The sequence below is a fragment of the Pseudoalteromonas sp. ATL1 genome, from assembly GCF_058933015.1.
The window spans coordinates 2,930,272-2,946,604 of sequence record NZ_JBZYXL010000001.1; the positions used below are offsets into that span (position 1 = coordinate 2,930,272).

General features: G+C 40.9%; 12 protein-coding genes and 1 pseudogene. 6 read left to right on the forward strand and 7 right to left on the reverse strand.

Features of this window, described 5'->3' with window-relative positions; all coding sequences use genetic code 11:
* Positions 1-207 precede the first annotated feature (207 nt).
* The 5 genes from AC5FX4_RS12795 (at position 208) to AC5FX4_RS12815 (ending at position 8,736) form a co-directional block, all read left to right on the forward strand.
* A complete protein-coding gene (locus tag AC5FX4_RS12795) occupies positions 208-2,661 on the forward strand; it encodes a penicillin acylase family protein (RefSeq protein ID WP_493606765.1) in 2,454 nt (817 codons plus the stop codon).
* Positions 2,662-2,667: 6 nt separating this feature from the next.
* Positions 2,668-4,395, forward strand: a complete 1,728-nt coding sequence (locus tag AC5FX4_RS12800) for a cyclic peptide export ABC transporter (protein ID WP_493606766.1) — start codon at positions 2,668-2,670, stop codon at positions 4,393-4,395.
* 64 nt (positions 4,396-4,459) lie between these two features.
* Entirely contained in the window at positions 4,460-5,485 is a 1,026-nt protein-coding gene (locus AC5FX4_RS12805) for a tetratricopeptide repeat protein (protein ID WP_493606767.1), read from the forward strand.
* A gap of 216 nt (positions 5,486-5,701) precedes the next feature.
* Positions 5,702-6,739 (forward strand): IS110 family RNA-guided transposase, encoded by a 1,038-nt coding sequence (locus AC5FX4_RS12810; RefSeq protein ID WP_493606768.1) that lies wholly within the window; start codon positions 5,702-5,704, stop codon positions 6,737-6,739.
* Between the two features lie 599 nt (positions 6,740-7,338).
* Positions 7,339-8,736 carry a hypothetical protein gene (locus tag AC5FX4_RS12815; RefSeq protein WP_493606769.1) on the forward strand — a complete coding sequence of 466 codons (1,398 nt, stop codon included), beginning with the start codon at positions 7,339-7,341 and terminating at the stop codon, positions 8,734-8,736.
* Between the two features lie 40 nt (positions 8,737-8,776).
* On the opposite strand, the gene AC5FX4_RS12820 is transcribed toward AC5FX4_RS12815, so the two are convergent.
* From AC5FX4_RS12820 to AC5FX4_RS12840, 5 genes and pseudogenes are all read right to left on the reverse strand, one after another.
* A complete protein-coding gene (locus AC5FX4_RS12820) occupies positions 8,777-9,529 on the reverse strand; it encodes a hypothetical protein (RefSeq protein WP_493606770.1) in 753 nt (250 codons plus the stop codon).
* Between the two features lie 492 nt (positions 9,530-10,021).
* Positions 10,022-10,429 (reverse strand): annotated as a pseudogene (locus AC5FX4_RS12825) (transposase); the annotation flags it as partial.
* A 146-nt stretch (positions 10,430-10,575) separates the two neighbouring features.
* A complete protein-coding gene (locus tag AC5FX4_RS12830; RefSeq protein ID WP_493606771.1) occupies positions 10,576-11,676 on the reverse strand; it encodes a mechanosensitive ion channel family protein in 1,101 nt (366 codons plus the stop codon).
* Between the two features lie 289 nt (positions 11,677-11,965).
* Positions 11,966-12,940, reverse strand: coding sequence for a transposase (locus AC5FX4_RS12835; protein WP_493606772.1), 975 nt, complete (start codon positions 12,938-12,940; stop codon positions 11,966-11,968).
* A gap of 41 nt (positions 12,941-12,981) precedes the next feature.
* Positions 12,982-13,209: a hypothetical protein gene (locus AC5FX4_RS12840; RefSeq protein ID WP_493606773.1), complete on the reverse strand. Its 228-nt coding sequence runs from the start codon at positions 13,207-13,209 to the stop codon at positions 12,982-12,984.
* A gap of 167 nt (positions 13,210-13,376) precedes the next feature.
* Here AC5FX4_RS12840 and AC5FX4_RS12845 point away from each other — a divergent pair, with 167 nt between their 5' ends.
* Positions 13,377-14,420 carry an IS110 family RNA-guided transposase gene (locus tag AC5FX4_RS12845; protein WP_493606774.1) on the forward strand — a complete coding sequence of 348 codons (1,044 nt, stop codon included), beginning with the start codon at positions 13,377-13,379 and terminating at the stop codon, positions 14,418-14,420.
* Between the two features lie 474 nt (positions 14,421-14,894).
* Here AC5FX4_RS12845 and AC5FX4_RS12850 read toward each other — a convergent pair whose 3' ends face one another.
* Positions 14,895-15,248, reverse strand: coding sequence for a 2OG-Fe(II) oxygenase (locus AC5FX4_RS12850; protein ID WP_493606775.1), 354 nt, complete (start codon positions 15,246-15,248; stop codon positions 14,895-14,897).
* A gap of 112 nt (positions 15,249-15,360) precedes the next feature.
* Positions 15,361-16,113, reverse strand: coding sequence for a hypothetical protein (locus AC5FX4_RS12855; protein WP_493606776.1), 753 nt, complete (start codon positions 16,111-16,113; stop codon positions 15,361-15,363).
* Between the last annotated feature and the right edge of the window lie 220 nt (positions 16,114-16,333).

A 16,333-nucleotide genomic window follows, 5' to 3' on the forward strand; every position in this document is an offset into this window, starting at 1 on the left:
ATCCAAAATCAGCCACAAAATTACCGGCATAGTAATATTGATAAAAACGAAACTATCAGCGTTGACATTTAAGCGACTAAAACCAAGAAAAATATTTAAAACATTGAGCAGATAGCTAAAAAGCTTATTTTCATTAATTAGAGAAAACATTTGTTATTAATGAAGTAAATACAATAATTTTAAATTCAAGTTGAAAGGATTATCCGTATGAGAGGGATTACGCCACTCCTCCTTAGACTGTTACTGTTAGTATTATTACCTATCGCTGTTACAGTAGGTACGTGTGCATATTATTTTTTACAAAGCTTACCGCAGGTCAGTGGACAGATACCATCTACACACATTACTTCTCAAGTTAATATTTCTAGAGACAAACAAGGTGTACCACGTATTGTAAGTAGTTCAGATGAAAATACATTTTATGCACTGGGTTATGTACATGCGCAAGACAGATTGTGGCAACTAGAGGTCCAAAAGCGTCTCATTTCAGGCACGCTAAGTGAAGTATTTGGCAAAAATACTGTGAGCATGGATGTGTTCTTCAGAACTCTAAATTTAACCCAAAGAGCGGCCAAAGATGTTCCCTCTCTCTCTAGTAATGCACGACGAGCACTTGAAGCATATTCAAGTGGAGTTAACGACTTTATTGCGAACACAAAAACACTGCCTATTGAGTTTCAATTATCAAATATAAAACCTCAACCATGGCTTATTACAGATTCGCTTGCTTGGATAAAAACATTTGCCCTTAACCTTGGAGGCAATTATCGGGACGAAGTAAACCGCCTGATCATATCTCAATATCTTAGTCATCAGCAGATTTCCGAGTTACTACCAGGCTACCCTAAAGAAGGCTACACTTCTATTGCACTTAGTGACATAACATCTCAGTCTCTCGATCCACTTGCAAAAATCGGAAATACGCTCACTCAACAATTCAGTATTGGCGGTCAGTTTGTCGGTAGCAATGCTTGGGTTGTAGCTCCACAACATAGCCAAACTGGCGGTGCATTACTCGCCACAGATCCACACCTTGGCTTAGAAGTTCCATCACCGTGGTATATGGCAACACTAAAGGGTAATAAAATAAATGCTTCTGGTGCAACTTTAGTAGGTTTGCCCATTATAATATTTGGTAAAAATGCCAACATTGCATGGTCCGCAACCAACTTAATGGCCGACGTTCAAGACCTGTTTTTTGAACAAGTTAAAGCAGACGATAAAACCAAATATTTTCATCAAGGAGAATGGCTTAGCTTTGAACAACGCGTTGAGTATATTCAAGTAAAACAAGACTTTCCTGAATTTATTAATGGCGCACTAAAACCCGTAAAAGTAAAAATCAGAGAATCCGTGAATGGGCCTATCATCAATGATATTCTAAAAGCAACGGATTCACCCGCCAGCCTACGCTGGACGTCTTTACAAAGCAATGACACCAGCTTTGAGTCACTACTGAAATTAAATTACGCATCCAATAAAAATGAATTTAATAATGCACTAGATTTGCTTGTAGCGCCTGCGTTGAACTTTTTGTACGCCGATACTCAGGGTAATATCGGATATCGAGTCGCAGGTAAAATTCCAATACGCACAGGATGGGATGGAGAGCTTCCCGTACCAGGGTGGCAAAGTGAATATCAATGGTCTGGATATATTCCCAATGATGCACTCCCTTCTATTTTCAACCCTGAATCAGGTTACCTTGTATCGGCAAACAACAAACCGATTAGCGACGACTACCCTTTTTTTATCTCCCATGATTGGGCGCCTCCAACTCGCAGTAAACGCATTTCTGACTTACTGTCGCAGATAATAAATACTGACACAAAACTCAGTTTGTCAGACTTTAAAACAATACAACATGATACCCATAACGCATCGGCCTTTCGGTTACTCAAGGTACTACTGCAATATACACCTAAAAATGATCAGCAACGTGAGGCACATAGAATTCTATCTAATTGGAATGGTTATATGAGTGCTCAGTCCCCTACACCAACCATCTTAAATGTTTGGATCAGCAAGTTGAGAAAGGAGCTCGTACGCGATGAACTGAGAGAAAACTGGAACGACAGAGCAGAAAAACAGTCGCTCAAATCTATCATTCAGAACATACCCGAAGATACTCTTTATACACTGCTAACAGCAGAAAACTCAATATGGTGTGACAATGTACTTACCGAAGAACAAGAAACTTGCGCAGATGTGATCAGCGCCTCGTTAAGTGATTCGCTTTGGGAGCTATACAAAATTACCGGCGATAGTAATATGTCGAATTGGCAGTGGGGAGAACTACACCACGCTGTATACAAGCATAAACCATTTAGTGAGGTTAGCTTTTTGAAAGATTTCTTCACTTTAAAAATGAACAGCGAAGGTTCACCAGACTCCATTAGTGTGGCCGATTTTCACTATCAGAAATCTCTGGGCTATGAACAGTATTTCGGAGCGACTTTTAAGCAACTTATCGATATGGGCAAACAACAAACCCACTTGTTTATGCTCGCGCCAGGCCAATCTGGCAATATTGCCAGTGAGCATTATGATGATTTACTCACACCATTTCATTTAGCACAGTACCAAACTATGCCAAACGGCGTTGAGCAGCTCGCCAATGAAGTTAAGCTTATACCTGTAAAGCACCAAACAAGGGAGTAATGACAGATGAACTTTATCGGTTTATTCGCACAAAAAGCCCCGAATAGAGTATTTTTTGCAATCATTTTAGGGGCATTATCAGGCGTAGCGTATGCGATGATAATTCCGTTGGTTATTTCAGTGCTCACGCCGGAGACGGGCTTATTTTCAAAAGTACAAAGCGAATTTGGCACCTTGTTTTCTTGGCAAATTTCTCATATCCGCCATGCATTTGTATTTGCCGGCTTATGTTTATTTATTTTGATCGCGAAAACATTGTCACAAATTATATTAACACGTATATCGTTAGATATAACCACAGATCTACGTCAACAAATTTACGACCGAATAGCCAATGCCCCCCTATTGTCACTTGAAAAAGTAGGGCAATCTAGAATCATAGCTACCATTACCTCAGATGTGCGGCTGATTGTAGCGGGTGCCAGATTAATCACTGATGTTTTAACCACCCTAGTTACCTTATGTGGTATGTTGTTTTACCTTTACTACCTCAATAGTGATGTATTTAAATTTGTCATTGCCTGCATAATTTTTGGCATTATCACCTATCAAATACCCATGTTAATTGGGCGGCATTTTCTTGTAAAAGCACGCGCCTATTTAGATGACTTGCACGAGTCTATAAAAGGCCTCGTCTTTGGTAGTAAAGAGCTCAAATTAAGCCCTGAAAAACGGCAAAATTACTTTATACAAAGCCTTGATCCAGATGAATATAACGTTCGAGACGCAAGTAAGATGGGTCATACCATCATGCGAGTCGCGGTAAATTTTGGCGATCTGATCTCGCTTTTAGTAATAGGTGCTGTTGCCTTTGTATTTGTCAATCACTATGCCATTTCCAACCAAGAGTTGGTAGCTGTGGTGATGATCTTGTTATACATTTCAGGCCCCGTCAGTACATTGCTTAATTTTGCACCACAATTTGCCAGTGCTAAAATAGCCTTAAACAAAGTTGAATCATTATTTAAAGCACTACCAGAAGAGCCATATCTTTATAGTGAGGCGTTAAAAAATTGGCACACACTTACACTACAAGATGTAACTTTTCAATATGAGCAACACAGCGCAAAAAATGATCGTCACTTTACCGTTGGACCTCTCAACCTTACTATCAACCGAGGTGAAATAACTTTTATTATCGGTGGCAATGGTTCTGGTAAATCGACTATGGCTAAATTGCTAACGTTACATTATCCGGCAACCTCAGGTACTTTACTATTCGATGATGTGGTAATGAACGATGGTAATATTATGGGCTTCAGACAATCAATATCAGCCATATACACTGACTATTATTTATTTGATCGCATACTCAGCAGCGACAAACATTATTCAGCCGAAAAAGTTCAGCATTTGCTCCAAGCTTTTAAGTTAGATAAGAAAGTAACATACACCAACGGACAATTTTCAACTTTGTCATTATCTGATGGGCAAAGAAAACGTATGGCTTTAATTGCCGCATTAATTGAAGACAGTGAACTGTACTTATTTGACGAATGGGCAGCCGATCAGGACCCTGAATTTAAACATGAATTTTACAGCCACATTCTCCCTGACTTAAAACAGCAGGGCAAAGCCGTTGTGGTGATCTCACATGACGACCGCTATTTCAGTGCGGCTGACAAACTAGTTGTCATAGATGAAGGTAAGATCAGCAGTATTGAACAGGTCAATGAGCGAAATAATTACATATACGATAGTGAAAAGCGTAAACTTTCCCACGCTACCCCCTAATGGACAACTAAGCCGATATAGATACTGAGCACCAATGCAGTATCAAAAAACCAAGGAGTTTGCTATGAAACTTTTAATTTTCATATGGTTGACAAGCATTTTACTAACCCCATTGACAGCGTTTTGCCATGACAGTGAAAATGCTCAAGATAAATTAGTGCAACAAATTACAAACGCACAGCATGCTTTGTTTCAAGGAGATCTTAACCCGGCAAAAAGATTGGTTAATAATAAAAACTTACCGTTGAATTATGAGCTTTCGAAATTAACAATTTTATTTTATCTGGAGCAAGAGTTGCTCGACAAAGCAGAGCGCGCAGTTACTGAGCTTGAACAACAATTCGACAATCAAGCAAAAACCTTTGCGTTTTCGGCCGAAGCTTGGCGTTCCATTGGTCACTTGGCGAGTATATTTTCAAAACAAGGCTATTACCGAAAGGCTGTCGCCGCAAAGATTAAAGTCGGTAAACTCGCCCCTAACGACCCTAAGTATCTTACTTTACAGGCCTCCGCACTCGGTCAAAGTGAATCTTATGGAGGTCGACCTGATGCACAAATGGCTGCCACTAAACAAGTAATGCGTTTAGACAAAAAATGGGGTTACATTGCACAGATCAACCAAGCACAAAGTAATGATAATTTCGCACAAGGCAAAGAGCTTGCTGAGCAAGCCGCGAAAGAATTTGCCCAAGATTTTGATGTTTTGGAGCGAATAGCGCAATTATACTGGACTCTAGGTGAAGACCGACACGCGCAAGATTATTTTTTCCGTGCGTGCAATAGCCAATCGGACTCCACATGGCATGCTCAAGAAAAATGGTTCAATGCCTGCTATCGTGTGGCAATGTTTGCCAAAGAACAAAACCTGCAGCTACACAAAGCGCTTTTAGCATTAACAAACTTACTAAACGCATATCAGCTACCGACATGGTCCAACTATGAACTGGCGAACCTTTATTTGTCGTTAGCAAAAGATAACAATATAACTACCGCACCTGCAAAAGCTTTGCTACAACGTATTACTCACGAATCGATTGACGGTCGCTTGGTAAAAAAAGCACAGCAAGCACTAAAAACACTCACGAGTTAGTGTCGGCTCCAACTTAAGCAGAACACAAATTGGTGAATAAGACGCAAAGCGTTACCGCAATTCGACAAGCTAATTCCGCCGTGCAAACCACCCCGACATGCAAATTGGAGTAGGTGTCCATCATTCCCGTCGAGGTGGGTGATGAGATGGACGCTCCCAAATCGGCGTCAATGCGCCAAACTGATTTGGTAGCAACAGTTCATAGGAGCATCCATCATGCAAAAAGTTAGCACATTGTCCATTGACCTAGCAAAGAATGTATTCCAATTATTAGGTGTTGATAGTCAAGGTCATCCCTGTTTATCCAAACGCCTATCTCGAAGCAAGCTTAAAGAAACCATTATCAACCTACCGCCTTGTGAAATTGTTATGGAAGCCTGTTCTTCTTCTCACTTTTGGGGGAGAACCTGTCTAGCTGCGGGCCATCAAGTTAACTTAATCCCAGCACAGCATGTCACTCCTTTTGTGCGTGGTAATAAAAATGATAAAAACGATTGCCTCGCTATTTATGAAGCCAGTCGCCGACCAAACATTCGTTTTGTACCTGTAAAAACTGAGCAGCAACAAGCTGTGCTTATTCTGCATCGAATGCGCAAGCGTGTTTTATCTGCTCGAACCGCTTGTATCAACCAAACACGCAGCCTGCTACTTGAATTTGGTATTGATATTCCTCAGTCTTACAGCAAGTTTAAACAAAAGCTACGAGAGCTACTTACTCATTCATTACAACCAGCTGTTCTTTTGATGATTTCAGAAGTCTGTGATGAACTCACTCACTTTGAGCGAAGAATCCATCTACTTGATGATTTGTTTAAACAAGAAAATACCCGCAGCGAAGCCGTTCAAATCATACAGTCTATTCCTGGTATTGGGCTTATCAATACCTCCGCTTTTGTGGCTTCTACCAATAAAGGTCAGGCATTTAAAAATGCCAAAGATTTTGCTGTATGGCTTGGTCTCACTCCTTCGCAATACGCCTCGGGTAATACCAACCGGTTGGGCAGTATAACTAAGCGTGGAGATGGCTATCTTAGAAAACAGCTTATTCACGGTGCTAGAACCGTTGTGACTCATGCTAGTAAGAAAAGTGATGATTTGAGTCGCTGGATAACAGCGCTCAAACAGCGACGAGGTCATAACAAAACAGTGGTCGCCACCGCACACCGCCTAGCAAGGCTGATGTGGGTATTACTGCAAAAAAACGAATCTTATCAGCCCCAATATACGCAACAAGGTGCTGTGCACAGTGTTTGATTATTTTTCTCTTTGGTTGTTAGGTAAGCTCGACGTGGACAAGGGCAAACTAGCCCGGGTGGCTGTAGTGAGCGCCTAGCAACCTTTACCACTGCTTATTTTTTATTGATGAACAAAGGCCAAAACCTGCCTGCATCAATCCCGTATAGGGCACGGCTATAAAGGCCGAGTGGGTGAATAACTTTTTTGGGAATGCAGGCTCGAAGCTCATTAGGGGCGCTGATAGACACAGTTAAGCCCGGATATATGTCAGAGCAGCTTTTTACATTGCACAACTGGTTGATTCAAAGCTAAAAATTAAGCAAGTAAATAACACAAAAAAGCTCGAGGCGACTAAAAGTCACCTCTATTGGTTAGTATTGTTTGACAATGGCTGAGCCGTCCATATATGTCTTGATTATTTGCTTCCCCGAGTCCAGCTTGCCCTGCGGGTTAATCACTCGACGCACGGCAATAAATAAGCATACGGTGTTCTAGAGGGAGTGCCTCTCAAAATTACTCCAGAGTCTCCCAAAACGTCTCCCCGACTTGCTCTCTGCTGTTGACTTTACAGGAACAATTTAATTTTATATGGATGTTACAATTGAAAAGGAAAATTTATGAATAAAATCATGCTAATAAGCGCATTTGGAACTATCATAGGTAGCACTTCTAATCTTGCTCTTGCTGCTAGTAATAACTTAACACTGTCAGATTTGAGCGACTCGCTAACCATTGGTGTAACTCAGAAACATACCCTAAGTAATCAAGCAAAAAACTTCGCCAAACTAAGCCATTTGAAACGTCTAAGCAGCGCTGATGCTTCTACCTTTTCCTCACTGGCTGAGGAAAGCAGCACTATTCAATTAAAGTGTCAGCCAACTCTACAAACCAATACCGCATACCCATTAGCAGGTGCCAGTACCGGTGGCTCTGATTGCTTCCATTTCGAAATCACAAATCGGAGTAAGTCCTATGCTTTCGTACTGGGGCAGAATGAAAACACCGATGTCACTTTATCTCTAGTCCGCCATAATGCGGATGACACTTTGACCTTTATGGGTACATCAGCAAATAACGGTAATCTTAATGAAATGGTTTCTGCTTTAACACAAGCAGGTCATTATTATTGGCTTTTACAGTATGAACAAGCTGATGGGTCGGAATTCAATTTTGGTGTAATCACAAGTGAAACTATCGATTCATTTGAGTCAAATGATACGGTAGCAGCTTCGACTCAATTGCCAGATCAACAAAACAAGTTTACAGCAAATCTCGACCATATGCTCGATGTGGATCATTATGCATTTGAAGCAAAACGAGGGCAGGATCTACTGCTAAAATTAGATGACTTAAGTAACCGTGGCGCGTTTGTTTTAGAGCACTTCGAGTCTGGGACTTGGAGCGAGGTCCCCTCTAAAGGCAAGTCAATTACGCCAACTGAAGCTGGAGAGTTTCACGTTGTTCGTGTGAGTGCAAACCCAAATTTAGAAACGATTCCCGCTAACCAATATATGTTAACGTTTGGCTCTACAGTAAAATCGCTGTCAAGTATCAACATTAATGGTGAAAACAACGTATTGCGGTTACCATACTCCGCAATGAATGATCCCTATTTAACCACTCAAGCGTATCAAAAACTGAACATCTCATTCACACTCAATGACTCAACTGGCCACCCTGTACCCGGTGCTAATGCAGTATTTAGACTCTGGCGAGACTATTACAATAGAACTTCAGAGAATGATGAACGCACTTTTTTAAGCTCAGATAGTGAAGGTAAAATTAACAAGCAACTTGATATAGGCCGTTGCTCATATGGCGACTATGAAGTTGAGCATATTGAGCGTAGCCTTGGTTATGTAAACCGTTGGAAATCGAACTTTAATATCGGTGCTTGGCAATTGGTCGTACCAACATCACTTGGTCAAGCAACGGGTGTAGGTGGCCCTAATGTCGAAATTGTTTCTCTAGGCCACATCTGTAAACAACGTCTACTTTCCAGTACTAAAAGCTAGTTGTATTCTTATTCAAGCAGGCTTGACCTGCTTGTTTCACTCAAGCAGAAAATTTAGGCTCTGCTTTGGCTTTCAATTGTGCAACCATGCCTTGCTCCCACGCATATTGGCTTTTTGAGCGCCACTCAAACCCACCTGTTTTACTCTCATTGGCGCTTGCAATTTGGCTCATCATCGATTTGAAGTCGATAATATCTGAGAAGTTTTCATTTTTTACATCATACTTGCCCCAGTATTGGCTCTTACCCGATTCTCCTCGTTGAATTTCAAGTCCTTCGATAAAATGTGCTTTAAAATCTTGCGCAGCCTTCACCAGGCTATCGTTACTGTTGAGGTTAGTTTCTATCACATCACGCTGCGCATCCGATAGCTGACCTGTAGCAACCAGAACACCTTGGTCATTCACCGAAAATCCCCAGTCTTTATGACTTAATTCTGGTAACTCACTCAGAATTTTCTCTTCTAAGCCAGAGTACGCTTGAAACATACGCTGAGCCGCTCTAGGTGTGTCACTATAAAGTTTGTCCATAGAGGTAAAAATCGCTTCAATTGTACCTCGGTGCGATTCAAAAGCAGGGGGAAGGTTTAAGCGACCATCGGGTGTGTAATTTGCTTTTTCATAATCAGAAAAGTCGGCGTTTGAGCGGGTGAATATGTCATCGGCAAGGACCGTATTCAGTGTCTCATCTTGGCTCTTAGTCGCGTCTTGATGAAGTGCTTTATTATCTTGGAGTGCTGGGGCAGTTTGATTACTGGCATATAGTATTGCCCCTTGGTTATTACTCACTTTCATGTCATATTCCTTATTTCACTTTAGTATGTACTAATCTTGTCAATCGACTTAAAGCTTCAAAACTTAAGGAGCAAATTGCAAAAAAATTGCAAATTGGACATATATGGACGCTCAGTCGTTGTCAAACAGTACTAACCAATCGAGGTGGCTTTTAGTCGCCTCGTGCCGTTTTTTATAGTATCTACCCGCTTATATTTTAATTTTTGAATCAACCAGTTATGCAATGTAAAAAGCTGCTCTGACATATATTCGGGCTTAACTGCATTTAGCAGCGCCCCTAATGAGCTTCGAGCCTGCATTCCCTAAACGTTGTTCACCCACTCGGCCTGCATGACCGTGCCTGTAACGGGATTGATGCAGACAGGCGCTGGCCTTTGTTCATCAATAAAAAAATAAGCAGTGGTAAAAGGTTGCTAGGTGCTCACTACACCCACCCGGGCTAGTTTGCCCTTGTCCACGTCGAGCTTACCTAACAACCAAAGAGAAAAATAATCAAACACTGTGCACAGCACCTTGTTGCGTATATTGGGGCTGATAAGATTCGTTTTTTTGCAGTAATACCCACATCAGCCTTGCTAGGCGGTGTGCGGTAGCGACCACTGTTTTGTTATGACCTCGTCGCTGTTTTAGCGCTGTTATCCAACGACTCAAATCATCACTTTTCTTACTAGCATGAGTCACAACGGTTCTAGCACCGTGAATAAGCTGTTTTCTAAGATAGCCATCTCCACGCTTAGTGATACTGCCCAACCGATTGGTATTACCCGAGGCGTATTGCGAAGGAGTAAGACCAAGCCATACAGCAAAATCTTTGGCATTTTTAAATGCCTGACCTTTATCGATAGAAGCCACAAAAGCGGAGGTGTTGATAAGTCCAATGCCAGGAATAGACTGTATGATTAGGGCTAAAAATTCGAGTGCCTGTCCTTTATAAGTTGGTGGTCCTTTATAAGTTGGTGCAATTTCCTATCACTTTGCTAAGTTGAATTATACAAATAGACTAAGGCAAAAATTAACCAAGACACATTTCAAAACCTCTTGTGCCGCTAAATAATATTATCCCCTTCTTCTGGACTTCGAGCACGCTCCGCTTGCTCTCTGATCTCATCTGCATCGCTACTCACATCATCAATATCCGCACCTGTTGTAGCTTTAAGCTTTTGCCTCATGGATGTGCTACTACTTGAATTACTATTCGCTTTTTTGGCTACTCCTTGCGTCTCACGATTTGCAGCTATGATTATCCGCTCTCTAGCATCGTCAGGCATACTAATTCCGTGCTCAGTAAAGCAATTAACTGTTTCTCGCATGAGTTGAGACGCTACTTTTATCGGGCTATGTTGTTCGCTATTAACCCAAAAATAAATAGTTAGATTAATAGTTGCGGAGCCTAATGCTTCAAGTAAAACCTGCGGTGGCGGATCATTTAAAACCGCGCTTTGTTCTTTTAGTAAGTTAATTGCAATTTGCTGAGTCAGGCGTATATCGTTGTCATAGCCAATACCAATCTTAAAGTGTCCACGAGTTTTGGGGTTGGCGGTAAAGTTTTTTATCACATTCTTATATACGGTCGCATTGGGGATTTGAATATGGTTGCCATCATAATCAACTAAGGTCGTTGCTCGGGCTGTGACCTTTTTAACGATACCTAAACAGTTATCCACTTCGATAATATCATCAATTCTAAACGGGCGTTGGATGCTAAGTAGCATACTCGAAATAAAGTTCTCAGCGATATCACGAAACGCAAACCCGAGAATAAGACCAACAAGCCCTGTGCCACTCATTACTGCGACTGCAAACTCACTCAACCCAGCCAAGCGCAAAAAGATATAGATACCAAAGAGTATGACTAACACACTGATAAAACGACGAGTGACTACATGCAATAACCGGCTTGTACTGACATAACCTATGGGTTTAATCAAAAGGTAAGAGATTGGCCGGGCTAAGTAATAACAAAGTACAATAACCACTATCCCCAACGCCAAAGCAGGTAATAATTGCCATGCGGTTTGTAAAAAGTGCACAACCTGTGCGCTTAAAGTTAGCGTATCCAAAGTAGTCGCAGCCTCAGACGCTTCGGGAGAAGCTGCCGCTTCGATAATTTTAGTTATTTGATTTTTAATAAGATTATTAATTTCCATATTGCTCTCTTTGGCTTTTTATTCGCAAGGTCGCGAATTGACCACAGCAAGTTTAGTGCCAAATGAGGTGGTTAAAAAGGACAGACACTTAAAATCTAGCGCCTTGGGCCCTTTAATTTACCAAACTCACAATTGTCTTAACCTACACACTACCAAAAGGTAACTTTCCGTATTCTCAAATCGCTCTTTGGTCGTTGATTGCAATGAAATAACAAAGCTACTAGCACAGTTTCTCGCACCCTGCGCGATGTTTTTGTAAGGTGTTTATGTAGTGAATGTTTTATTTTGATTAAGCCAATAATGCTTTGCTGTTTTTGATGTTGCTTCGTCGTTTATGTTGTGCGCGTTCACAATACATATCTAACGAATGTGCTTTGCCTACGGCACCATGAAAAACACGTTCAAATTGGGTGGTCAGTTTTAGCCAGTTTTCAGCCTGAATATTGAGGCGTTGTAGAATCGGAGTTTGGTGTGGTTCTATGTACCCTCGTTTATCTGCTCTAATGCATTTTCCGGTGAGTTCAACCAGCTCTAGATAAGATTTTAATTCAAAGGGCACTCCTTTGGGCATGTGTTTTCTGGGACTACCTACAAAGCGGGCTAGTTGCTTAGGTTGTTTGCCTGATGTGGCAGCTTCACAGCGTTTTTTGATGCTGGTATGTTCTGATTGTTCTGGAGTGCGTGCCATTTTCGCGCGTATTGGGTTTAAATCTACGTATGCCATGCAGGCCAGTAGTGCTGACTCATCCAGCAAAGCTTGTGATTTAAATCGCCCTTCCCAAAAATGGCCTGTGCATTTATCTTCTTTGTTAGCTCGTCTGGCAATGTTTTCGTTGAGCACACGCATAAACCAACTGATACTTGATAAGCGGTTTCGGTATTCTTTGATATCTTTACTTAAAAAGAACCGCTGACCTTCATCTAACACCTCACCATTGAGATACTTATGGCTGAGCAGTGTGCCTTTAAACAATTTATGCCAACGTAGTAAAATAGCTCTATCACTCAATCTTTGTGCTTTTTTATCATCTACATACAGCACAATATGAGTGTGATCACTCATCACCGCATAGGCGCATACATCAATACAAAACACCTGCGCTAAAAACAACAAACGCTCTTCTACCCAGCCTCGTCGATGCTCATACGATTTGCCAGTTAGTTTATCTTCGCCGCACAAAAATGCACGACGAACACAACGCGAAACACAGTGATAGTATTTAGTATCGGATAGACTGATTTGACACTTCCTTGCTAATCCCATCGTTCACTCCTTGAACTGAGAATTGAAATGATTTTGAAGAACTAAAAGCTTAGACAAGACATCCAAGGTTTCAAGTTTGAATGCCTGTCCTTATAAATGCTAGGAACACCATTAATTTCTATTACAGCATTTGGGTCTAGCGCAGATTGAACAAAAACAAACACCAAAATACTACCAACAAGAATCAATGTACCGCCTGCAAGGCGGCTCAATCCAACTACAACATCAACTTTTTTCTTTAAATCTGCATCCATATCTGACTCAAACATAACGCCCTAATAATGGGCAAATATCAGTTGGTTAAAATAAGCGACGCAGGAGCAAAAACCAACTGTTATTTGTCCTGATTTATTTGCTTGATACTTATTGAACCTTCTCCCCGAAGTTTAGCGAACAGCTAAACTTCAAGGCGACCAAACCAAAAGGAGAAAGCTCAATGAAATTCTATACTACTTTTCACAAATATTATTGTGGAATTGACCTGCATGCACGCATTTTATACGTTTGCATTCTTGATGAGCGTGGTAATAAAGTGGTTCATCAGAAAATAAAAGCTGATAAACATGAATTACTTAAACTGATTTCACCCTATCTAGAAGATATTGTTATCGGTGTTGAATGCATGCATTGCTGGTATTGGGTCAGTGATTTATGCGCTGAACATGATATCGGCTTTGTACTTGGTCATGCGCTGTACATGAAAGCCATTCATGGTGGCAAAGCCAAAAACGATAAAATTGATTCTTATAAAATCGCTAGCCTATTGCGTGGTGGCAACTTTCCACTGGCTTACAATTACCCTGCTAATATGCGTTCGACCCGCGATTTACTGCGCAGAAGAACACGACTGGTTCAACATGGCGCACAACTGAAAGCGCATATAGTTAACACAAATAGTCAGTACAACTACCCACCGCTCGAATTACACATGAAAAACAAATGCGTTCGCCAAGAATTCCAAACGCGTTTTGACGATCAAGCCGTTCAACGCAATGTTAACTTTGACTTGGCCATTCTCGATGCCTACGCAGAAGAGCTTAAAAAGCTTGAATATTATTTAGAAAGCAAAGCTAAAAAGCATCAACCAAACTATTACGCACAGCTGCGTACCATACCAGGTATTGGGCTTATCTTAGCCATGACCATCTTGTATGAAATTGGTGATATTAATCGCTTCGAGTCTGTACAAAAGTTTGCATCTTATTGTCGACTCGTTAAGTGCAAAGCCGAATCTGCTGGTAAAACCTATGGCACCAGTGGCAATAAAATTGGTAATGGTCACTTAAAATGGGCGTTCAGTGAAGCCGCAGTGCTTTATTTACGTGGCAACGACAAAGCTCGGCGTTACTTAAACAAATTACAAAAACGCATGAGCAAGGCCAAAGCACTCTCAGTGCTCGCCCATAAGCTCGGGCGCTGTGTTTATTTTATGTTGAAGAATAAAACGGTATTCGATGATGAACGTTTTTTAAAAAGTTAAGTCGCACAATGGGGTGAGCTATACACCTAACTAGATAAGCATGAACAACCGCGTATTATTTGTGTTTTTGTCAGCTAAAGCTGTGTCTTACAGGTAAGTGTTGTCGAAGTAGTAAGCTATTTGGCCTTGATTAGACACCCCATTGGTGCGCATTAATTTAAGCAATGAGTTAAATCGTTTACACCTTAGCTGAGCCTTTAACTAACTGGACGAATGAGCCATCCCCTTGAGTAGCGCCAGATTAAGGTTAACCGATGAATGTCTAGTGGCCCTAAACGATAAGTTGTATCGACTGATTTAGGCAGCGATGAGATCGCATTAAGAGACCCTCAATATGTGTTTGCCGTAAACGATTTTAACGGCTATCCGACATAGCGAAGTGAACAGATTTAAGAATTGCAGATACAAATTAGCTGCTTAAAAGCAGCTAAAAAGAATCATTATGCTTACTTGACCCGAGAAGGTTCATATGTGTTAGGTGTTTTGTACCCAACCAATGCTTAGTAAATACCTATTACCCAGCTCTACTTTTGTTACCTGATGTTCACTGACATCTGGCCGAAATAGTTTAATGCGCCTAGTTTCAAATATTGGATTAACACAAATAAATTCGCCACCGACTTTAGCTTTTTTAAGTATTATATTGAGCCGATAATGTTTACCCGTTTGGACCATATCAGTATGCGGTGCGATTTCACTTCCTTGCGGGAATTTTAGTAAGTATGTATCAAATTTTATAGGCCATATAGCGCCACAAAGTAGCATTTTATCGTAGCCTGAATTCTGCCTTCCTCGTTCCCAGCGAAATAATTTTCTTAAAAAAGACATACAAACTCTCGAAACACCTAACGCTCGCCTAAGCGGCGCAAAAATGCTTGGCTATAATCCGCGAAGAATGAGCGCAAGCCAAGCGTTTTGCGTCCATTTTTTAAGGCGCTTGTTATACAAATTTTTCACTCGCAGCTTCTATTACTGATATTAATTCAGGTGCAACTTTTCTAACAAAATCAACTTGAGTAGCTTTTACCTCTTCACCATGTATGGCAGGGGTACAAATTGAGTACACCTCCCGAACAAGTGCCGCTATATCTGAGGGCAACAACTCTTCTTCAACTAAATGATAAATAACCTTACTTATTGGAAAAGGGCGTTTAAGGGCATTGGAACAAGATTGCTTTACCAGTTTCCGAATACCGTTTTCTATTTGATAACGGGTTTCAAATAGAAATGAAACATCAGGAGAAACATCATACGCGGGTTTAGGCTGATTTTTTACTTTATAACCAAAACCTGCTTCCGTAGCGGTTATGATTTTGTCCAGTTTACTTTCTAATTCGAGTAATTTTTCATCACTTGCTGGGGTGGGCTGATTTCCAACCCAAAAATTTGGACTTACATTAGGTTTTACATCAACATTATTGTTGTTATTAATTTCAGACTTTAAATCATTTAACTGTCCTTGCAGCTCCTTTTTTGCTTCTTCGATTTGCCCTTTAAGCTTAACGCCCAAAAATTCAAATTGATTGAAAAAAGGAACTAGACATACAGCTATCCATACAACAAAAACTAGCATATCCGCAGTAACAGATTTACCCGTTGTTAAGTCAGGGAGTCGCTGCCAAAAATAAAAGCCAAGTGTAATGACGATGACTCCCCACCAAATGGCTTTAAAGTTATTGCTGAAAAAATTCACCTATGCATCCTTGTTTGTATAACGCCCGCCTAACAGGCGTAAAAGGCTTGGCTAAAATTAGGAACGAAGTGACGCAAGCCAAGCTTTTTACGTCCTTTGTTGAGGCGTTTGTGTACGCCCGACATGGGCATTAACTAATGAGGTGAAAGTCCTCTGTAGGAAGATCACCGTTTAAATAACTGATTGTTATTAAACGATAACTACTAGCGAATGGCAAGTG